This is a genomic window from Microbacterium luteolum (assembly GCF_039533965.1).
Classification (GTDB): Bacteria; Actinomycetota; Actinomycetes; order Actinomycetales; family Microbacteriaceae; genus Microbacterium; species Microbacterium luteolum.
In genome coordinates this window covers 78,067-98,019 of record NZ_BAAAUN010000001.1, presented here as the reverse complement: position 1 = coordinate 98,019, position 19,953 = coordinate 78,067, and the positions used below count along the sequence as shown (strand labels likewise).

Sequence of the window (19,953 nt, the reverse complement as noted above, 5' to 3'; positions counted from 1 at the left end):
GCGAACCGAGGACTCTCGTGGCCACTACCCCTGTCTCCCCTTCGACGAACGACGACGCTTCCGAGACGCCAGCCGTCGGCAAGGGTCGCGCGACGCCGACCCGCGCGGAGCAGGAGGCGGCCCGTCGCCGTCCCCTCGTCGCCAACACCAAGGAGGCGAAGGCCGCGGCCCGCGCCGAGCTCAACGAGCGGCGTGCACGCGCGCAGGCCGGCATGGCCGCAGGTGACGAGAAGTTCCTTCCGGCGCGCGACAAGGGTCCGCAGCGCCGCTGGGTGCGCGACTACGTGGATGCCGGCTGGCACCCCGCCGAGTTCGTGATGGCGGTCATGGTGCTCGTGATCCTCGCCTCGCTGATCCCCGCGAACCTCGCGATCTCCTTCTACGCCTACATCGTGATGATGGGCTACCTGGTGATCGCAATCGGCGGCATGATCCTGCTCGGCTTCCGGGTCAAGCGCAAGGTCGCGGCGAAGTTCGGCGCCGAGCGCATGGAGAAGGGCCTCGGCTGGTACGCCGGCATGCGCGCGCTGCAGATGCGGTTCATGCGTCTGCCCAAGCCGCAGGTCAAGCGCGGACAGTACCCCGACTGACCAGTCCCCTGTTGAGCTCGCGGCCCCAGAACGGGCCGCGGTAGAGGAACGCCGTGTATCCCTGCACCAGGGTCGCGCCGGCATCCAGTCGCTCCTGCACGTCGGAGGGCGTCTCGACGCCGCCGACGGCGATGACGCAGAACTCGGCGGGCACGGAGCCGCGCACGACGCGGAGCACCTCGAGCGACCGCTGCTTGAGCGGAGCGCCCGAGAGACCACCCGCACCCGCCGCCTCGACGACCGCGTCATCCGTGAGCAGCCCGTCGCGGCTGATCGTGGTGTTGTGGGCGATGATGCCGGCGAGCCCCTCCTCGACGGCCATCCGCGAGATCGCGGCGATCTCCTCGTCGGGAAGGTCGGGAGCGATCTTGACGAGCAGCGGCGTCGATCCGGAGGCCTCACGCACGGCACGCAGCAGGGGTGCGAGGGTCTCGACGGCCTGCAGGCCCCGCAGGCCCGGCGTGTTGGGCGAGGAGACGTTGACGGCCAGATAGTCGGCCAGCGGGGCGAGCCTCGTGGCGGACGCCACATAGTCGGCCGTGGCGTCCTCGACCTCGACGACCCGGCTCTTGCCGATGTTGACGCCGATCACGGTGTCGGGTGCTCCTCTGCGCAGCTTCGCGAGACGGCGTGCCACGGCATCCGCCCCCTGGTTGTTGAACCCCATGCGGTTGATCACGGCGCGATCCGCGATGAGGCGGAAGAGACGCGGTTTGGGGTTCCCCTCCTGAGGGATCGCCGTCACGGTGCCCACCTCGATGTGGCCGAAGCCGAGCGCCGCGAGGCCGCGCACGCCGACGGCGTTCTTGTCGAAGCCTGCCGCGATGCCGAAGGGCGACGGGAAGGTCAGGCCGAGGGCCTCGACGCGGAGCGACGGATCGGGGCGGGTCAGCGCACGGGTCACCGATGAGAACGGCGGCGTCCCGAGGACACGGATCACCACCATGCCGGCGTGATGGGCGAACTCGGGATCGAAGCGCGAGAGGACAGCGCGGAAGAGCAGCGGATACATCCCTGCCAGATTACCGGTCCGCCGGCTCCTGCCCTGCGTGGTCGGCACGCAGATCGGTGATCGCGGATTCGAAGTCCTCGAGGGAGTCGAACGCCTGGTAGACGCTGGCGAAGCGCAGGAAGGCGACCTCGTCGAGCTCGCGCAGAGGTCCGAGGATCGCGAGGCCGATCTCATTCGTGTCGAGCTGCGAGACACCGGTCTGCCGGACCGCCTCCTCCACCCGCTGCGCGAGGATCGCGAGGTCCGCCTCGGTCACGGGGCGCCCCTGGCAGGCCTTGCGCACACCCGAGATGACCTTCTCGCGGCTGAAGGGCTCCATGACGCCGGACCGCTTGATGACGTTGAGGCTCGCGGTCTCGGTCGTCGTGAAACGACCTCCGCACTCCGGGCACTGACGGCGCCGCCGGATGGAGAGCCCGTCGTCGCTGGTGCGCGAATCGATGACGCGCGAGTCGGAGTGACGGCAGAAGGGGCAGTGCATCTGACCGATCCTACGCCGTGAAGCGCGCCTCGATCGCCTCGCCGTGGGCGGGCAACACCTCGGCGTTCGCCAACGCGACGACCCCCTCGCGCACCGAGGCGAGCGCCTCGCGGTCGTAGGAGATGACCTGCTGCGGCCGAAGGAACGTGTAGGCGCCGAGTCCGGGCGCGTAGCGCGCCTGTCCCCCGGTCGGCAGCACGTGATTGCTGCCGGCCATGTAGTCGCCGAGGCTGACCGGAGTCTGATCCCCGACGAAGACCGCGCCCGCGCTGGTGAAGGCGGATGCCGCCTCTTCGGCGTCGACGAGGTGGAGCTCGAGGTGCTCGGGCGCGTAGGCATTGCTGAACGCCGTCGCCATGGCCCGGTCGTCGACCAGCACGATCGCCGACTGCGGCCCGTCGAGCGCCACACGCACGCGCTCGCTGTGCCGGGTCGCCGCGGCCTGCCGGTCGACCTCGACCGCGACCTGCTCCGCGAGCTCCACCGCGTCGGTGACCAGCACGGCGGATGCCTGCTCGTCGTGCTCGGCCTGGCTGATCAGGTCGGCGGCGACGAGTCGCGGGTCGGCGCTCGCATCCGCGACGATGAGGATCTCGGTGGCACCGGCCTCCGAATCCGTGCCGACGACGCCGGCGACCGCACGCTTGGCCGAGGCCACGAAGTTGTTGCCCGGGCCGGAGACGACATCGACCGGGTCGAGGCCGATCGTCGGGACTCCCCACGCGAGCGCACCGATCGCTCCGGCGCCGCCCATCGCGTAGACCTCGCTGATCCCGAGCAGAGCGGCTGCGGCGAGGATCGTCGGGTGGATGCGACCGTCGTGGTCGGCCTGCGGCGGTGAGGCGAGGGCGATGTGCTGCACACCGGCGACCTGCGCGGGGACGACGTTCATCACGACGCTGGAGGCGAGCGGAGCCTTGCCGCCCGGGATGTAGACGCCGGCTCGGGCGACCGGCTGCCAGCGCTGCAGGATCCGGGCACCGGGACCGATCTCGGTGATCTGCGGGGCAGGCACCTGAGCCTCGGAGCCCTGGCGCACCCGGACGATCGCCTCCTCGAGCGCGGCGCGCACGGTCGGATCGACGGACGCGAGCGCCTCGGTGAGGTGCTCGGCCGGAACCCGCACGGCGTGGTCGGTCACGCGGTCGAACCGCTCCGCCTGCTCGCGCAGCGCGGCTTCCCCGCGGTCGCGCACGTCGTCGACGATGCGCGTGGCGGTCTCGAGCGCTTCTGCGCGCGCCTGCGTGGCGCGCGGGACGGCGGCGAGCATGCCAGCCGGCGAGAGCTCGCGCCCTCGCAGATCGATCGTTCGCATGTCAGCCCTTCGTGATGTCGGAGATCTCGTGGAGGTAGCCGATGCGGCCGTCGTCATGGCGGATGACGTACGCGCCTCCCCGATCCTCGATCACCAGAGCCCAGGCGCTCGGCCCGATGCGGAACAGCGGTTCGCCGCGCTCGTCGTGCACATCGCGCTCCGACGGCGCGAGGATCCAGAACGGCTGCGCGACGGGCGCGGCCTCACGCGGGTTGGTCGCGTCGAGATCGGCCGCATCCGTGTCGTCCTCGAGGTACGGCTGCTCCTCGGCGATCTCGCCCGGCTCCACGCGTGCGGCCGTCTCGAGCAGCGACTCGATGCTGCCGGTGTCCGAGACGATCTCCTGTTCCTGGCCACGGGACCGTCGGGAGTAGGTGGGCACGTATTCCTCGTCGGCCGTCACCTGTTCGGTGCCGGTGTCGCCGCCGGAGGCGTGCGCCACGAGCGGGACCTGCGCCGCGAGATCCAGCCGCGCGACCTCGTCTGTCGCCTGCTGCCCGGTGAGTTCCTGATCGAACCCGGGAGGGAACGCGGTGGTCTCCGTGAAGTCGGCGGTGTTCCCGGGTGCCGGAGCATCCGATGCCTGCGCGGCGGAGTCCTGCACAAAGTCGGCCTCGGGAGCCGGGGCAGCCTCAGGAGCGGGAGCGGGAGCGGGCTCGGGCCGCGGACGCGCGATGACCGGGCGGACCGGGTTCGCGTTGCGGTGGGCCAAGGTCACCAGGCGACCGTGGAAGTCCTCCTTCAGCCCCGGGATGATCGGGGCGAAGACGGTGAGCACGACCAGGGCGAGCGACGTCAGCAGCAGGAGCACGCCGTTCCAGGGGAGACTCCAGAATCCTCCCTCGATCAGCGTGGAGACGGCGAGCCACAGTGTCCCGATCCAGACGGTCGCGGACACCGAGAAGGCGACCGAGGCGAACTGATCGATCCCCAGCGACCCGACGCGACGGATGCCGTCCGGCGAGAAGCGCCGGAGCACCAGGAGGAACACGGCTGCGGTCGGCACGCCGATCGGCAGGATCCACTGGATGCCGACCCCCCACAGCGAGAGGCCACCCCCCAGAGGGAAGAACGAGACGACGAAAGACACCAGCCACACGCCCACGATGAGGAGCTCGCGCAGCGTGAAGCCGAGGATGCCGAACTCCGGCGTGACGTCCTCGTCGTAGAGGACGCCGTCGTCGTCGCTGAAGGTCTCGTCCTCGATGTCCGACTGTTCGGGCAGATCCGTGCTCATGGTCGTCCTTTCGTCACGGTGCTCGACCGGGGCGTGCATCTTGCCCCCGACGGCTCACGATCCTACCCGCTCACCCCAGACAGGCGGGGCCGAGCAGTGACTTGAGGTCACCGAACAGGTCGGCGGAGACCTTGACCGGCATCGGCACCTCGAAGACCTTCGCGCTTCCGCCGCGGTGCACCCGCAGCAGGACCTCGGTCTCGCCGTTGTGCCGGCGGAGGATCTCGGCGAGCTCGTTCATGACGCGTTCGGTCGCGCGCTGTTCGGCGAGGACGAGCGACAGCGGACCGGCCGCGTCGAACGAGCCGACGTCCGGCGCGAAAGCCGATTGGGCATGGAGGTTCAGCCCGTCGTCGCGCCGCGAGACGCGTCCACGCACGGCCAGGATCGAGTCCTGCTGCAGGATGTGCTGGAACTCGATGTAGGTCTTGCCCATGAACATCACGGTGACCTCGCCGTTGAAGTCCTCGACCGTGATCATGCCGTACGGGTTGCCGCTGGCTTTCGCGACGCGGTGCTGCACGCTGGTCACCAGACCCGCGACGGTCACCTGGTCGCCGTCCTGCATGTCCTCGGAGTTGTTCAGGTCGTGGATGGAGATCGACGCATGCTTGGCGAGCGGAACCTCGAGGCCGGCGAGCGGGTGATCGGACACGTAGAGACCGAGCATCTCGCGCTCGAAGGCGAGCTTGTCCTTCTTGATCCACTCCGGACGGACGGGCACCTTGGCCGGGGCGACTTCTTCGGTGCCGTCGTAGAGGCTGTCGAAGTCGAACCCGATCGCTCCCTGCGCCTCGTTCCGCTTGCGGTCGACGGCGGCCTCGACGGCGTCTTCGTGCACCTCCATGAGGGCGCGGCGCGAGTCTCCCATCGTGTCGAAGGCGCCGGCCTTGATCAGGGATTCGACGGTGCGCTTGTTCGAGACGTGCAGCGGGACCTTGTCGAGGAAGTGGTGGAAGGAATCGAAGCGCGCGTCCTTTCGCGCCTTCACGATGCCCTCGACGACGTTGCTTCCGACGTTGCGGACGGCCCCGAGACCGAAGCGGATGTCGTCTCCGATGGCCGCGAAGTAGTTGATCGACTCGGAGACGTCGGGCGGGAGCACCTTGATCCCCATGCGGCGGCACTCGTTCAGGTACAGCGCCATCTTGTCCTTGGAGTCCCCGACACTGGTGAGGAGCGCGGCCATGTACTCGGCGGGGTAGTGCGCCTTGAGGTACGCGGTCCAGTACGAGACCACGCCGTAGGCAGCCGAGTGCGCTTTGTTGAACGCGTAGTCGGAGAACGGCAGCAGGATCTCCCAGAGCGCGTTGACGGCGCCGTCGGAGTAGCCGTTCGCGTGCATGCCGGCCTGGAAGCCCTCGAACTGCTTGTCCAGCTCGGACTTCTTCTTCTTGCCCATCGCGCGGCGGAGGATGTCGGCCTGACCGAGCGAGAACCCGGCCACGCGCTGCGCGATGGCCATGACCTGCTCCTGGTAGATGATCAGACCGTAGGACTCCTCGAGGATGTCGGCGAGCGACTCGGTGAACTCGGGGTGGATCGGCGTGATCGGCTGCGCGCCGTTCTTGCGGAGCGCGTAGTTCGTGTGCGAGTTCGCGCCCATGGGGCCCGGACGGTACAGCGCGATGAGGGCCGAGATGTCACCGAAGTTGTCGGGCTTCATGAGGCGCATCAGCGAGCGCATCGGGCCACCGTCGAGCTGGAACACGCCGAGCGACTCGCCGCGACCCAGGAGGTCGTAGGCGCCGCGATCGTCGAGCGGAAGGTGCTCGAGGTCGAGCTCCTCGCCGCGGTTCATGCGGATGTTGTCGAGGGCGTCCGAGATGATCGTGAGGTTGCGCAGCCCCAGGAAGTCCATCTTGATCAGACCGAGCGACTCGCACGACGGGTAGTCGAACTGGGTGACGATCTGGCCGTCCTGCTCGCGGCGCATGATCGGGATGATGTCGAGCAGAGGCTCGGACGACATGATCACGCCGGCCGCGTGGACACCCCACTGGCGCTTCAGGCCCTCGAGCCCGAGGGCGCGATCGAAGACCGTCTTCGCCTCGGGATCGGTCTCGATGAGAGCGCGGAACTCGCTCGCCTCCTTGTACCGCTGATGCGAGGAGTCGAACATGCCGTCGAGGGGCATGTCCTTGCCCATCACGGGCGGCGGCATCGCCTTGGTCAGCCGCTCCCCCATGCTGAACGGGAAGCCCAGCACGCGTCCGGCATCCTTCAGGGCCTGCTTGGACTTGATGGTGCCGTAGGTGACGATCTGCGCGACGCGCTCGGAGCCGTACTTCTGGGTCACGTACTCGATGACCTCGCCACGGCGACGGTCATCGAAGTCGACGTCGAAGTCGGGCATCGAGACGCGGTCGGGGTTGAGGAAGCGCTCGAAGATGAGGCCGTGCTCGAGCGGGTCGAGGTCGGTGATCCGCATAGCGTAGGCGACCATCGAACCGGCACCGGACCCACGACCCGGACCGACGCGGATGCCGTTGTCCTTGGCCCAGTTGATGAAGTCGGCGACGACGAGGAAGTAGCCGGGGAACCCCATCTGCAGGATGATGCCGGTCTCGTACTCGGCCTGCTTGCGGACCTTGTCGGGGATGCCGTTCGGGTAGCGGTACTGGAGGCCGACCTCGACCTCCTTGATGAGCCAGCTGTCCTCGGTCTCGCCGTCGGGAACGGGGAACCGCGGCATGTAGTTCGCGGCGGTGTTGAACTCGACCTCGCAGCGCTCGGCGATCAGCAGTGTGTTGTCGCAGGCCTCGGGGTTGTCGCGGAAGAGCTGGCGCATCTCGGCGGCGGTCTTGATGTAGTAGCCGTCGCCGTCGAACTTGAAGCGGTTGGGGTCGTCGAGCGTCGAACCGGACTGCACGCAGAGCAGCGCCTCGTGCGCATCCGCCTCGTGCTGGTGCGTGTAGTGCGAGTCGTTGGTGCCGACCAGCGGGATGTTCAGATCCTTCGCGAGTCGCAGCAGATCGGTCATCACACGGCGCTCGATGGAGAGCCCGTGGTCCATGATCTCGGCGAAGTAGTTCTCCTTGCCGAACAGGTCCTGGAACTCCGCGGCGGCCGCCCGCGCGGCGTCGTACTGCCCGAGACGAAGGCGGGTCTGGATCTCACCGGAGGGGCACCCGGTCGTCGCGATCAGCCCCTTGGAGTACGTCTGGAGCAGCTCGCGGTCCATGCGCGGCTTGAAGTAGTAGCCCTCCATGCTCGATCGGGAGCTGAGCCGGAAGAGGTTGTGCATGCCCTCGGTCGTCTCGCTCCACATCGTCATGTGGGTGTAGGCGCCGGAACCGGAGACGTCGTCGCTCTTCTGGTCGGGTGAGCCCCACTGCACGCGCGACTTGTCGCTGCGGTGCGTTCCCGGGGTGACGTACGCCTCGAGCCCGATGATCGGTTTGACCCCCGCGGCGTTCGCCGCCTTGTAGAACTCGAAGGCCGCGAAGGTGTTGCCGTGATCGGTCACCGCGATGGCCGGCATCCCGTAATCGGCGGCCGCCTGCGTCATCGCCGCGATCTTCGCTGCACCGTCGAGCATCGAGTATTCGCTGTGCACATGGAGGTGGGCGAAGGAGTCGGATGCCATGCCTTCGAGTCTACTTTCGACGTCCGACGTCGGGCACCGAAGAGCCCCGACACCGAGGATCGGTGTCGGGGCTCTTCGCCCCCTCCGGGCTACGGGCCGGAGTTGACGATGGCGACCGCGTAGGTGGTCCGGACGTCCGGGACGTTCCCCGGGACCATGTCCCCCTCGGCTCCGTCGGTACGGTCGTATCGCAAGGTGTATTCGGTCACCCATCCCGTCGCCGGGTCGACCACGATCGTCTCGGTAAGAGCGACGTAGAGCGACCGGTGCACCCGATATCTCGTCTTTCCGTCATTCGTCACAGCTACCTGCGCGAGCCCGCTCAGGTCGAGCGCTCCGAGGTAGGCCGCTCGCTCATCGGCGGGGGCGGTGTTGGACTGAAGCTTGTAGATGAGATCCCCGGCGACCACTTCGTCGATCTCTTCGGGTGACTGCGCATACGCCGCGACCTGGGCGCGCAGATAGTCGAGCAGCGCTTGCGGATCGCGAGGGTAGGCGTTCGGATCGGGCAGCGGCTCACCGTCGCCCGACTGGCCGCCCGGGTACCAGTTCCCCCTGACCTCAGTGTTCACCGGGTACTGGTTGTCCCACGCGAGCTCGCCGGCCGGCCCTTGATCCTCCGGGAAGAACTGCACCCGTTCGGCGTTCGGACCATACTCGATGTACCAGTCGCCCGATCGATCTGCGGGGACGTAGGTCTGAGCGTACTCGCGGACCAGAAGTCCCGAGATCGGCGGGAAGTCACCGTGTGCCGGCCAGACGAAGATGCGTCCGTCCCGGTACAGCAGACGCTCCGTCGTGCTCGCCACGTGGAGATACTGCCCCGCCTGGGGCGTCGTGCCGGGGAAGGGCTCCGTGATCGTCGTGCCGGAGGTCGGCTCCGGTTTCGGAACGGTCTGGCCGGGCTCACGAGGTCCCGCGGTGGGTGCGGGAATCGCCTCCACCTGCGGAGAGGGTGCCGTGAGCTGGCTGACCACGACGACGCCTGCCGTCACCGCGGCTGCTCCGGCCACCGCGCCGGCGATCAGGAACATCGGCCGCTTCAGGAGGCGCTTGCGCTCCGCGCTCCGGCTGTCGTCGATCCCGTGGAGAAGCCGGAGACGGGCCGCGATGATCCGGTCCTCCGTGAGGCTCACTCCTGCATTCACTTCACGCGCTCGCTCGAAAACGTCCATCGACCGCTCCTTCCTTCTCGTTCACGACTCGTTCTCTGGTGATCGCCCTTGCCGGGTCCAACCGCGTTCGTATGCGGTTCATCCGGGACCGGACGGTCCCGACGGGGACGCCCAGGGCGACGGCGACCTCTTCGTAGGTCAGGTCTCCCCAGGCGTAGAGCAGGAGGGTCTCCCGATCCTTGGCCGAGAGGGCCGCGATCCGCGGCGCCAGCTCGCGGGTGGAGATCTCCGCATCGAGACGCGCGATCGTCGTCTCGAGGTCTCCGTGGGAGATGTGCTCCTCCCGCTGCGCCGACTCCACGCTCGACCGGAAGTGCTTGGCCTCCCGGGCCCGATGCTTCCGGATCAGTCGGGACGCTATCCCGTACAACCACGGAAGCGCCGAGTCCCAGGAAGTGTCGAACGACTTCCGTCGTGCGAACGCGACCAGGAACGTCTCACTGAGGATGTCCTCGCCCGCATCGGGGCCGAGACGGCGGGCGGCGTAGCCGCCCACCGTCCTGGAGTGCCGATCGAACAGTTCGGCGAACGCTCGGGGCTGCCCGAGCGACCGCTGAATGATCTCGCTGTCTGTGCTCACACTATGTATTGCCCCGGAGAGCGCAGACGGTTCGAAATTCGTCACGGAGCGGTGGGGACGATCGACACCGAGTACGACCGTCGCGAGTCGGGCACGGCATCGGGGACGAGCGCAGAGCCGGATCCGCTCGTGATGGTTGTCTCGTTGACGATACCGGTGCTCATGTCGATCCTGGCCGTCCGGCGCACCGTGCTCGGGTTGCCTGACAGATCGTCGATGGGTGTCACCAGCGCGACCGTGAACTCGTTGCCTGCGACGCTGACGAGCTCGAAACCGTCGAGCATGCTCAACGCGGCGTACATCGTGGAACGCGCTCCGGCCGACCCGACGTTCTCGGCAAGAAGCTCGAGGAGCAGCCAGCCGACCTTCGCATTCTGCGACTCCGGCGGTGTGTCCTGCTGGTCGTCGATCCACGTGATGAGCTCTGCCGGATCTGTCGGCATCGATTCCAGGAAGTCCACGAGCAGAATGCTCCCGTCCGGAGTCGGCCACGGTGCAGACGGACCACCGAGCTGTCCTGTCGCGGGCGACGGCCCGGAGCCCAGTCCGAGTTCCTGCAGATACTGTTCCATCCGCTGCTGCGCTTCCGGCCCGTAGAGGTTGCCGGTCTGACTCGATGTGCCCAGGTATCGCCATTCTCCGTGCTGATCCGCCGGCACGTAGATCTCGGACGTCCCCAGCATCTCCCAGGCGTTCGTGGCATTCGACCTGTCCGCGACGTTCTCCCCCCATCCGAAGACCGGCTCGGAGAACACCACGTCGTGCATGTCCACCTGGATTCGGAGATACTGCCCCGGTGCGACCGTCAATCCGGCGAACGTGCTCGCGGCTGCTCCTGCCGCGCTGAACGCTCCGGAGGCCGTCAACGGCTCCACCGTCGGCTCCGGGGTCGGCTCCACCGACGGCTTGGGCACGACGGTCGGAATGGCCTCGACGCCACCGGTCGTCGGTGTCGTGAGGTTGCCGACCACGAGCACGCCGACGGTCACGGCGGCCGCAGCGCCGACGAGGCCCGCCGTGATGATCCACGGGCGTCGTGCTGCGCGCGATCGCGCAGGCCGCTTCTCAGCGTGGATCTCGGTCAGGAGTCGCCCACGCGCCGCCGAGATGTTCTCCTCGGCCCCGTCGATCTCCGGTCGGGCCTCCTGCACCTTCTCGAAAACGTTCATCGGATGCTCCCTGCTGCTCGGTCTGTCTGTGCCTGTGTCTGTGCCTTTGCCTGCGCCTGCGCCCTGCGAACGGGATCCAACCGTTTCCGCACGCGGTTCAACCGCGAACGGACCGTCCCGACCGGGACCCCGAGCGCGGTAGCCACCTCGTCGTACGACAACCCCTGCCAGGCGTACAAGAGGAGGGTTTCGCGATCTCTCGGCGCGAGGGCGGCGATGCGTGCTCTGAGCCCCGAGACCTCGCGCTCCGCGTCGATCCGCGTCAACGCACCGTCGAGACCGCCCTCGGACGAGTGCTCCTCACCCGACACCGCGGCCGCGAACGAACGCCAGTGCTTCGCCTCCACTGCCCGGTGACGGCGGATCAGACGCGATGCTATGCCGAGAAGCCACGGCACCGCCGACTCGACGCCGGCGTCGTAGTCCGCGCGACGTCGGAACGCCACGAGGAACGTCTCGCTCAAGACGTCCTCCGCCGCGTGCCGCCCGATCCGGTACGTCGCGAAGGCGTTGACCACGCGCGCATGTCGATCGAACAGCTCAGCGAAGGCTGATGGTTGGTCCAGAGACCGTCGGATGATCTCGCTGTCTGTGCTCACGCTGGGTATTGTCCGTGCGCCCTCGATGGGTTCACGTTTTCTTCGACGACTTCTTCGACTTCCCCAGATCGAGTCTCATCAGCACCCGGGGAAAGCCGTCGAGAACCGAGTCCGTGTCGGCCGCTTTCGTGAAGCCCGCGTCTTCGAACAGCCTCCTCGTGCCGACGTACGCCATCGTGAGGTTCACCTTCTCGCCGCGGTTGTCGACGGGATACCCCTCGATCGCCGGCGCACCGCGTTTCTTCGCGTAGGCGACGGAGCCCTCGATCAGGGCGTGCGAGATGCCCTGCTTGCGGTGCCCTGGCCGCACCCTGAGACACCACAGCGACCAGACGTCGAGGTCGTCGATGTGCGGGATGAGCCGATTGCGCGCGAAGCTCGTATCCCTCCGCGGATGCACCGCCGCCCAGCCGACCGGCTCGTCGTCCAGGTAGGCGATCACACCCGGCGGCGGATCCTGATGGCACAGCTCCCTCACCCGATCGGCGCGCGCCGTGCCTTTCAGCGCGACGTTCTCTTTGCTGCCGATGCGATAGCTCAGGCAGAAGCAGACATTCGACGTCGGCTTCTTCGGACCGAGCAGTGTCGCGACGTCGTCGAACACGGTCGCTGGACGCACCTCGATGCTCATGCGCCCAGTGTGTCGCACGCCGACGACATCACCGCGGAGAAGCGCGGACTACTCTCCGCGCAGGACGTCGAGAGCGTGCTGGAAGTCCGCAGGATACGGCGACGAGAACTGCACCCACTCCCCCGTCGCCGGGTGTGTGAAGGCCAGCTGGTGCGCGTGCAGCCACTGCCGCGTCAGGCCGAGCCGGGCGGACAGCGTCGGATCGGCGCCGTAGAGCGGGTCGCCGACGCACGGATGCCGATGCGCGGCCATGTGCACGCGGATCTGGTGGGTGCGTCCGGTCTCGAGATGGATCTCGAGCAGCGAAGCAGCGGGAAACGCCTCGAGGGTCTCGTAGTGCGTCACGGAGGGCTTGCCGTCCGGCACGACCGCGAACTTCCAGGAGTGGTTCGGGTGGCGGCCGATCGGAGCTTCGATCGTTCCCGCGAGCGGATCCGGATGCCCCTGCACGACAGCGTGGTAGATCTTCTCGACCGTGCGTTCCTTGAAGGCGTGCTTGAGCGCCGTGTACGCGGCCTCGGTCTTCGCGACGACCATCAGTCCGCTCGTGCCGACGTCGAGACGGTGGACGACACCCTGACGCTCGGCCGCACCGCTGGTCGCGATCCGGAATCCCGCGGCGGCGAGGGCGCCGATGACGGTCGGCCCCTCCCATCCGACGGACGGATGAGCGGCGACACCGGAGGGCTTGTCGACCACGACGATGTCGTCATCGTCGTAGACGATACCGAGCTCGGGCACGGCGATCGGGATGATCCGCGGCGCCTCCTTGGGCTGCCACTCCACCTCGAGCCATGCACCGCTGCGCAGGCGGTCCGACTTGTCCAGCACGACGCCGTCGAGCTGCACTCCGCCTGCAGAGGCGACATCGGCGGCGAAGGTGCGCGAGAAGCCGAGCATGCGCGCGAGCGCGGCGTCGACGCGCTCGCCATCCATGCCGTCGGGGACGGGAAGGGACCGCGATTCCACTGTCAGCGACCGTCCGACGGTGACGAGGGATCCTCGGCGGCGACGGCGGCGGCGGCTTCAGCCTCCTCGTCGGTCTCGACCGGCGCATGATCCCGCTCCCGGGTCCCGTCGAAGCGAAGGCCGAGCACGACGAGCAGTGCGACCGAGATCATCCCGGTCACGATGAAGATGTCAGCCACGTTGAAGATCGCCGGCATCATCCAGGGCATCGAGATCATGTCGACGACGTGACCGTTGCCGAAACCCGGCTCGCGGAACAGACGGTCGGTGAGGTTGCCGAGCACGCCGCCGAGAAGCGCGCCGAGGACGACCGCCCACCACCGCGACCGGACGTTGAAGGCCTTCCAGATGATCACGGCGGCGACGACGCTCAGGGCGATGGTGAAGATCCAGGTCACGCCGCTGCCGAGCGAGAAGGCCGCGCCCGAGTTGCGGATGTAATACAGCTGAAGGAACTCTCCGAGTACGGGCACGACCTCATGCAGAGGAAGGTTCTCGATCGTGAGGTGCTTCACAAACTGATCGGCGGCCAGCACCACCGCTGCGAGAATCGCAACGATCGCACCGGCCGCCGACCGACGAAGGGGACGACGTCCTGACAAGAGGGCGCCTTACAGGCCGATCGCGGAGACCGGCGTGGAGTCCGTGGAAGCCGACTTCTCGTCGAGGTCGCGAAGCTGACCCTCGATGTAGCCGCGCAGCTGCGACCGGTAGTCGCGCTCGAAGTTGCGGAGCTCGGTGATCCGGGCCTCGAGCGTGTTGCGCTCGCGCTCCAGACGTGCGGCCTCTTCGCGCTGCTTGGCCTCGGCCTCGCTGCGGATGCGGCCGACCTCGGCCTCGGCGTCGGCGATCAGCTGGTTGCGCTTCGCCTCGCCTTCGGCGACGTGCTCGTCGTGCAGGCGCTGAGCCAGCTCGATGATGCCGGCGGTCGCGGTGGCGGAACCCGACGGAGCAGGCTCGGCCGGAACCTCGGCGACGGGAGCCGCAGGCGCCTCGGCGACGACGGGCGCCGCAGGAGCGGCAGCGGCCTCGGGAGCCGCACCGGACTCGTAGGCGGCCAGCTTGGCCTTCAGCTCGACGTTCTCCTCGAGAGCCTTGCGCCACTCGATGACGATCTCGTCGAGGAAGTCGTCCACCTCGTCCGGGTCGAAGCCGTCCTTGAAGCGGACGTGCTGGAACTGCTTGGTGACGACGTCATCCGGGGTAAGTGCCATGATGGCTCCTCTTTCGATGAGTTCGGTTGCCAGTATCGAATATGGCGCGGTCTTTATGTGGCGCGAACCCGGGGCGCGCACCTGGGTGCCAGCATAGTCCCGATGCCTTGGCGTCGCGATGTCACGACACCCAGGGCGCGAGAACACGCCGGTCGGTCAGATGAACAATCCCACGATGTTCATGAGCACCAGGACGATCAGCATCGTCAACGCGAACCCGAAGTCCAACGACAGCGAGCCGATCCGCAACGGAGGGATGATCCGCCGGAAGAACCGGATCGGCGGATCGGTGACCGTGTAGACGGCCTCTGCGACGACGAGACCGAATCCCTTCGGACGCCATTCCCGATTGAACATCGGGATGTAGTCCAGGATCAGACGCGCGAAGAGCACGAAGACGTACAGCAGCAGCACCAGATGGATGATGCTGGCGACGACGGAGACCAGCTCCACGGGTTACGACTGGTCGAAGCCCGCGGACTCAGCGTCCGCGTGCGCGATTCCCCCTTGGCCCGACACCGCGATGTTCTCCGGCGAGAGCAGGAAGACCTTCGAGGTCACACGCTCGATGCGGCCGTAGAGCCCGAGCGAGAGGCCGCTGGCGAAATCGATCAGACGACGCGCGTCGGCGTCGCTCATCTGGGAGAGGTTGATGATGACCGGAACGCCCTCGCGGAAGCTCTCCGCGATCAGCTGAGCGTCGCGGTACTGCTTCGGGTGCACCGTGAGGATCTCGTTCACCGTGCCGGCAGCGGGCTGGCGGACGGCGACCGGGCGACGCAGCGGCGTCACGGGAGCCGGAGCCGACTCCTCGCGGTCACGATCACGATCGCGGTCACGTTCGCGGTGGGCGCGGGCGGGAGCCTGCGTCTCCTCCTCGTAGACCTCTTCCTCGTCGGCGAGGCCGAGATACACCATGGTCTTCTTCAGCGGGTTACCCATCGTGTCCTCCGGTTCGAACGTTTGGGGTGGTCTGTTCACAGGTTAACCCCGGTCGGGGCGGGGTCCGGTGATTGCGGAGCCGATCCGCAGGTGTGTCGCGCCTGCGGCGACGGCCTCGACGAAGTCGCCCGTCATGCCCGCGGAGATCCAGGTGGCCGAGGGCTCGACCGTGCGGATCTCCTCGGCGATGTCACGAAGGCGGGCGAACGCCGACGCCGGCTCCTCGTCGAGGGGGGCCACCGCCATCACGCCGCGCAGACGAAGGGACGGCAGAGTCAGGACGTGCTCGGCGAGAGCGCGGGCCTCGGCCGGTGCGACACCGCCCCGCCCCGCGTCATCCGTGAGATTGACCTGCACGAGAACGTCGAGCAGGCCGTCGTCCACCGCGGCGCGGTGCAATGCATCGGCGAGTCGGCTGCGGTCTACGGAGTGCACGACGTCGGCGCTCCGCCGTATCGCGGCGGCCTTGTTCGTCTGCCCCTGCCCGATGAAGTGCCAGCGCAGATCCAACGCGGCGAGCTCCGCCTGTTTGGCCGAGAGCTCTTGCTGGCGGTTCTCGCCGACCTCGCGCACGCCCAGGGCCTGCAGCTCCGTCACCAGGGAGGCGGGGTGGAACTTCGTGACGACGATCCGGGTGATCTCGGCGGGGTCGCGGTCAGCCCGTCGCGCGGCGTCGGCGATGCGCTCATCGATCGCCGACAGCCGCGCGGCCAGGCCCGACTGCTGCCGGGCCTCGGCCGCCTCGTCCGTCACTTCAGGAATTCGGGGATGTCGATGTCGTCATCCGCGAACGCCGGCTCGATGCTCGTGGCCGGCACGCGCTGCTGCACGGGCGCGGGCTCCACGGTCTCGGTCTTCGCCGGCTCCTCGGCCTCCGTCAGGGCGACCTCGGGAAGCGTCGTGGCGGCGGGACGGGAGACGACCATCGGGTCGAGCCGCAGCGACGGCTCTCCGCCGTCGAAGCCGGCCGCGATCACGGTCACGCGCACCTCGTCGCCGAGCGTGTCGTCGATGACCGTACCGAAGATGATGTTCGCCTCCGGGTGCGCGGCCTCCTTGACGAGGTCCGCAGCGTCATGGATCTCGAAGATGCCGAGGTTGGACCCGCCCTGGATCGAGAGGAGCACTCCGTGCGCACCCTCGATGCTCGCCTCGAGCAGCGGCGACTCGACCGCCAGCTCGGCGGCCTTGATCGCCCGGTCGGCTCCGCGCGCAGAGCCGATGCCCATCAGCGCGGAGCCCGCACCCTGCATGACCGACTTGACGTCGGCGAAGTCGAGGTTGATGAGTCCGGGGGTCGTGATCAGGTCCGTGATGCCCTGCACACCGGCGAGGAGCACCTGGTCGGCGGTCGCGAACGCCTCGATCATCGAGATGCCGCGGTCGCTGATCTCGAGAAGCCGGTCGTTCGGCACCACGATGAGGGTGTCGACCTCTTCCTTGAGCTTCGCGACGCCTGCCTCGGCCTGGCTCTGCCGGCGGCGACCCTCGAAGGAGAACGGCTTGGTCACGACACCGATCGTGAGGGCGCCGATCGACTTCGCGATGCGCGCGACGACCGGAGCGCCACCGGTTCCGGTGCCACCGCCCTCGCCGGCCGTCACGAAGACCATGTCGGCCCCGGTCAGCGCCTGCTCGATCTCCTCGGCGTGGTCCTCGGCGGCGCGTCGTCCCACCTCGGGGTCGGCGCCGGCGCCGAGACCGCGGGTGAGCTCACGGCCCACGTCGAGCTTGACGTCGGCGTCGCTCATCAGCAGCGCCTGCGCGTCGGTGTTCACAGCGATGAACTCGACTCCGCGAAGGCCGAGGTCGATCATGCGGTTCACGGCGTTGACGCCGCCACCGCCGACGCCGACGACCTTGATCACGGCGAGGTAGTTCTGGTTCTGGCTCATGGCCGGCCTCCGATTAGTCGAGCCTTGCGTTCGTTGTCGAGAGAGTGCGGGGGTTGAACCTTAAACCTCAACTAGAGGTGTAAAGTATTTCCCGGTATTGCGTTCCCTGAGATCGAAGGTAAGCGCCGCATGCCCGCGGGAGCGCAGCGACACGGGCGTGTCGCGCCATTCCCGCCGAAAGCCGTCAGCCGACGACGGCGACCTTGGGCGAGGTGACGTCGATCGACGTCGCCCAGAGGTTCGCGTTCATCGCGCTCGCGAGTGTGATCGCTTTGAGACCGGAGTCCTCCGCGCTCCCCCACACGACCGTGAGACCGGTGCTGAGCGTCAGCGTCACGTCATCGACCGTCGAGGCGCTCACGCCGGTGAGCGCGCTCCGGATGCCTGCGGGAAGCGCGCGCACGACGAGCCCCGCGCTCTCGAACGCCTTCGAATCGACGCCGCCCTCGACCTCGATGATCGGCTGCCCCGCCGGCTGATCCGATGTCGTGGCGAGTGCGACACCGGCCGCATCCACCAGGGTGTATCCGGCATCGGATCGGATGACGCCCACCGGTGTGCGCTCGACGATGCGCACGGTGAGATCGTGCGGCGGCTTCGCCTCGAGCGCGTAGGTCTCGATGAGCGGGAAGGCGAGCAGCGCCGCCTTCACCTCACTCGTGTCGACCAGTGCCAGTGGGGTGCCGATCTGGTCGGCGAGGGCGGTCTCGATCACCGCGGGGTCGAGCGTCGTGGTACCGGCCACGGTGATCTTCTCGACGGCGAAGAGCGGGCTGTATGCGGCGGCGACGCTCCCGCCGATGAGCAGGAGGACGGCACCGATGCTGCCGAGCCAGATGATCCTCCGCCGACGCGAGCGCTGGGTGAACCGCCGGATCTCGGCGCGGAGCGCCTTGCGCCGGGCACGGGCGGCGCGCCACACGTCCCCGGTCGAGGTCGGCTGCGGCACCTCGACGCCGGGCTCAACCGACGTCGTTCCGGGCTCAATCTCGAGGACGGCGGATTCCGCCTCCACACGCTCACGGCGGCGCGGGCGGGTCTCCCCTTCCGGCGCGGCGTCCTTCTGCCCCTTGCCCTCCGGGGCGGTCGGAAGCGGTGCGGGCCGGCGCATGGGCTACGCCTCGTCGGTCCGGCGGAGCGACTCCAGCACCTGCGGGATGATCTGGTAGACGTTCCCGCAGCCGAGCGTGATGACGAAATCGCCGTCGCGTGCGACGGTGGCTGTGTAGTCGGCGGCCTGCTGCCAGTCGGCGACGTAGTGCACGTGCCCCTGGTCGCGGAACGCGTCGCTCACGAGCTCCCCGGTGACCCCGGGAACCGGGTCCTCCCGGGCGCCGTACACATCGAGCATGACCGTGTGATCCGCGAACTGCTCGAGGACGTCGGCGAACTCCTGGTACATGTGCTGCGTGCGCGAGTAGGTGTGCGGCTGCTGGATCGCGATGATCCGCCCGGAGCCGGAGATGCTGCGCATGGCCTCGAGCGCAGCACGGACCTCGGTCGGGTGATGCGAGTAGTCGTCGTACACGGTGACCCCGCGCTCGACGCCGTGCTGCTCGAGTCGGCGCACGGTGCCGGCGAACCCCTCGACGGCCCGCACCGCCTCGGCCAGCGGGTGGCCGAGAGCGCGCAGAACCGCGACGGCTCCTGCCGCATTGATCGCGTTGTGCACGCCGGGGACCGCGAGCTGCATGCGTGCGCTCTCGCCCTCGTGCGTCAGGGTCGCGGCGACGGGTCCGGCTGCGACGATGTCGGTGACCCGGAGATCGGCGCTCTCGGCCTGCCCGAAGGTGATGACGTTGGCGTGCGAGAGACCCGCGCTCACCCGCAGCGCCCCCGGGTCGTCGCTCGAGATCACGACCGCCTCGGAGGCGGCATCCGCGAATCGCACGAAGGCATCGTGGAACGCCTCATCCGAGCCGTAGTGATCCAGGTGGTCCGGGTCGACGTTGGTGATCAGCGCCACGGCGGTGTCATAGAGCAGGAACGTGCCGTCGGACTCGTCGGCCTCGATCACGAAGAGGTCGCCGGTGCCGGTCGCGCTCGACGCGCCGAGCTGCTCGATCACGCCGCCGTTCACGAAATGCGGGTCGGCACCGAGCTCGCGGAGAGCCGTGACGATCATCCCGGTGGATGTGGTCTTGCCGTGAGCGCCCGCGACCGAGACGAGGCGGCGGGATCCGATCAGCCAGTGCAGCGCCTGCGAGCGGTGGATGACGTGCAGTCCGCGCTCCTTCGCTGTGACGAACTCGGGGTTCTCGGGCCAGATCGCACCGGTGTGCACGACGGTGTCGGCGTCGCCGAGGTGAGCGGCGTCGTGGCCGACGTGCACCGTGGCGCCGGCGGCCGCGAGGGCCCGCAGATTGTCGCTGTCGGCGCGGTCGGTGCCGGAGACGCGGATGCCGGCGTCGAGGAACATCCTCGCGAGGCCGCTCATGCCGGAGCCGCCGATGCCGATGAAGTGCGCGGAGGTGATCGTCTCGGGGATCGGGAGGGAGAGGTCGGGTCTGATCATGTCGGGTTCAGTCTACTTTTCCTCGGGCGTCTCGACCGTC

The 19,953-nt window shown here is 68.2% G+C and carries 20 protein-coding genes; 1 reads left to right on the top strand and 19 read right to left on the bottom strand.

Features of this window, described 5'->3' with window-relative positions:
- Positions 1–17: 17 nt before the first annotated feature.
- Entirely contained in the window at positions 18–590 is a 573-nt protein-coding gene (locus tag ABD648_RS00485) for a DUF3043 domain-containing protein (protein ID WP_282216796.1), read from the top strand.
- Here ABD648_RS00485 and ABD648_RS00480 read toward each other — a convergent pair.
- The 19 genes from ABD648_RS00480 to murC all read right to left on the bottom strand — a co-directional run bounded on the left by ABD648_RS00480 (position 565) and on the right by murC (position 19,913).
- A complete protein-coding gene (locus tag ABD648_RS00480; RefSeq protein ID WP_282216795.1) occupies positions 565–1,602 on the bottom strand; it encodes a quinone-dependent dihydroorotate dehydrogenase in 1,038 nt (345 codons plus the stop codon). The genes ABD648_RS00485 and ABD648_RS00480 overlap by 26 nt on opposite strands.
- A gap of 10 nt (positions 1,603–1,612) precedes the next feature.
- A complete protein-coding gene (gene nrdR, locus ABD648_RS00475) occupies positions 1,613–2,083 on the bottom strand; it encodes a transcriptional regulator NrdR (RefSeq protein ID WP_282216794.1) in 471 nt (156 codons plus the stop codon).
- Between the two features lie 10 nt (positions 2,084–2,093).
- Positions 2,094–3,398, bottom strand: a complete 1,305-nt coding sequence (gene hisD / locus ABD648_RS00470; protein ID WP_282216793.1) for a histidinol dehydrogenase — start codon at positions 3,396–3,398, stop codon at positions 2,094–2,096.
- Position 3,399: 1 nt separating this feature from the next.
- The gene (locus ABD648_RS00465; RefSeq protein ID WP_282216792.1) at positions 3,400–4,635 is read right to left on the bottom strand and encodes a hypothetical protein; all 1,236 of its coding nucleotides are present in this window, start codon (positions 4,633–4,635) and stop codon (positions 3,400–3,402) included.
- Positions 4,636–4,705: 70 nt separating this feature from the next.
- Entirely contained in the window at positions 4,706–8,224 is a 3,519-nt protein-coding gene (gene dnaE, locus ABD648_RS00460; RefSeq protein ID WP_282216791.1) for a DNA polymerase III subunit alpha, read from the bottom strand.
- Positions 8,225–8,313: 89 nt separating this feature from the next.
- Positions 8,314–9,360: a hypothetical protein gene (locus tag ABD648_RS00455; RefSeq protein WP_282216790.1), complete on the bottom strand. Its 1,047-nt coding sequence runs from the start codon at positions 9,358–9,360 to the stop codon at positions 8,314–8,316.
- Positions 9,361–9,373: 13 nt separating this feature from the next.
- Positions 9,374–9,979 (bottom strand): RNA polymerase sigma factor, encoded by a 606-nt coding sequence (locus ABD648_RS00450; RefSeq protein ID WP_282216789.1) that lies wholly within the window; start codon positions 9,977–9,979, stop codon positions 9,374–9,376.
- A 41-nt stretch (positions 9,980–10,020) separates the two neighbouring features.
- Complete coding sequence (locus tag ABD648_RS00445) at positions 10,021–11,148, bottom strand: hypothetical protein (RefSeq protein WP_282216788.1); 1,128 nt, start codon at positions 11,146–11,148, stop codon at positions 10,021–10,023.
- Positions 11,145–11,747: an RNA polymerase sigma factor gene (locus ABD648_RS00440; protein WP_282216787.1), complete on the bottom strand. Its 603-nt coding sequence runs from the start codon at positions 11,745–11,747 to the stop codon at positions 11,145–11,147. Before ABD648_RS00440 ends, ABD648_RS00445 begins: the two co-directional genes overlap by 4 nt.
- Positions 11,748–11,778: 31 nt before the next feature.
- The gene (locus ABD648_RS00435) at positions 11,779–12,378 is read right to left on the bottom strand and encodes a GNAT family N-acetyltransferase (protein ID WP_282216786.1); all 600 of its coding nucleotides are present in this window, start codon (positions 12,376–12,378) and stop codon (positions 11,779–11,781) included.
- A gap of 48 nt (positions 12,379–12,426) precedes the next feature.
- The gene (locus tag ABD648_RS00430) at positions 12,427–13,347 is read right to left on the bottom strand and encodes an RluA family pseudouridine synthase (RefSeq protein WP_282216785.1); all 921 of its coding nucleotides are present in this window, start codon (positions 13,345–13,347) and stop codon (positions 12,427–12,429) included.
- Between the two features lie 2 nt (positions 13,348–13,349).
- Positions 13,350–13,886 carry a signal peptidase II gene (lspA, locus tag ABD648_RS00425; RefSeq protein WP_282216784.1) on the bottom strand — a complete coding sequence of 179 codons (537 nt, stop codon included), beginning with the start codon at positions 13,884–13,886 and terminating at the stop codon, positions 13,350–13,352.
- Between the two features lie 72 nt (positions 13,887–13,958).
- The gene (locus ABD648_RS00420; RefSeq protein WP_282216783.1) at positions 13,959–14,561 is read right to left on the bottom strand and encodes a DivIVA domain-containing protein; all 603 of its coding nucleotides are present in this window, start codon (positions 14,559–14,561) and stop codon (positions 13,959–13,961) included.
- Positions 14,562–14,717: 156 nt separating this feature from the next.
- Positions 14,718–15,014 carry a YggT family protein gene (locus tag ABD648_RS00415; RefSeq protein WP_282216782.1) on the bottom strand — a complete coding sequence of 99 codons (297 nt, stop codon included), beginning with the start codon at positions 15,012–15,014 and terminating at the stop codon, positions 14,718–14,720.
- A gap of 3 nt (positions 15,015–15,017) precedes the next feature.
- Positions 15,018–15,503 (bottom strand): cell division protein SepF, encoded by a 486-nt coding sequence (locus tag ABD648_RS00410; RefSeq protein WP_282216781.1) that lies wholly within the window; start codon positions 15,501–15,503, stop codon positions 15,018–15,020.
- 42 nt (positions 15,504–15,545) lie between these two features.
- A complete protein-coding gene (locus ABD648_RS00405; RefSeq protein ID WP_282216780.1) occupies positions 15,546–16,256 on the bottom strand; it encodes a YggS family pyridoxal phosphate-dependent enzyme in 711 nt (236 codons plus the stop codon).
- Positions 16,253–17,398, bottom strand: coding sequence for a cell division protein FtsZ (gene ftsZ / locus ABD648_RS00400; RefSeq protein ID WP_282216779.1), 1,146 nt, complete (start codon positions 17,396–17,398; stop codon positions 16,253–16,255). Before ftsZ ends, ABD648_RS00405 begins: the two co-directional genes overlap by 4 nt.
- Before the next feature lie 184 nt (positions 17,399–17,582).
- Entirely contained in the window at positions 17,583–18,509 is a 927-nt protein-coding gene (locus tag ABD648_RS00395) for a cell division protein FtsQ/DivIB (protein WP_282216778.1), read from the bottom strand.
- 3 nt (positions 18,510–18,512) lie between these two features.
- On the bottom strand, positions 18,513–19,913 hold the full coding sequence (gene murC, locus ABD648_RS00390) for a UDP-N-acetylmuramate--L-alanine ligase (RefSeq protein ID WP_282216777.1): 1,401 nt from the start codon (positions 19,911–19,913) through the stop codon (positions 18,513–18,515).
- Positions 19,914–19,953 lie beyond the last annotated feature (40 nt).

Coding starts and splice junctions, on each gene's coding strand:
- ABD648_RS00480 (WP_282216795.1), bottom strand. CDS start 1,602: ATGTATCCGCTGCTCTTCCGCGCTGTCCTCTCGCGCTTCGATCCCGAG.
- nrdR (WP_282216794.1), bottom strand. CDS start 2,083: ATGCACTGCCCCTTCTGCCGTCACTCCGACTCGCGCGTCATCGATTCG.
- hisD (WP_282216793.1), bottom strand. CDS start 3,398: ATGCGAACGATCGATCTGCGAGGGCGCGAGCTCTCGCCGGCTGGCATG.
- ABD648_RS00465 (WP_282216792.1), bottom strand. CDS start 4,635: ATGAGCACGGATCTGCCCGAACAGTCGGACATCGAGGACGAGACCTTC.
- dnaE (WP_282216791.1), bottom strand. CDS start 8,224: ATGGCATCCGACTCCTTCGCCCACCTCCATGTGCACAGCGAATACTCG.
- ABD648_RS00445 (WP_282216788.1), bottom strand. CDS start 11,148: ATGAACGTTTTCGAGAAGGTGCAGGAGGCCCGACCGGAGATCGACGGG.
- ABD648_RS00435 (WP_282216786.1), bottom strand. CDS start 12,378: ATGAGCATCGAGGTGCGTCCAGCGACCGTGTTCGACGACGTCGCGACA.
- ABD648_RS00420 (WP_282216783.1), bottom strand. CDS start 14,561: ATGGCACTTACCCCGGATGACGTCGTCACCAAGCAGTTCCAGCACGTC.
- ABD648_RS00410 (WP_282216781.1), bottom strand. CDS start 15,503: ATGGGTAACCCGCTGAAGAAGACCATGGTGTATCTCGGCCTCGCCGAC.
- ftsZ (WP_282216779.1), bottom strand. CDS start 17,398: ATGAGCCAGAACCAGAACTACCTCGCCGTGATCAAGGTCGTCGGCGTC.
- ABD648_RS00395 (WP_282216778.1), bottom strand. CDS start 18,509: ATGCGCCGGCCCGCACCGCTTCCGACCGCCCCGGAGGGCAAGGGGCAG.
- murC (WP_282216777.1), bottom strand. CDS start 19,913: ATGATCAGACCCGACCTCTCCCTCCCGATCCCCGAGACGATCACCTCC.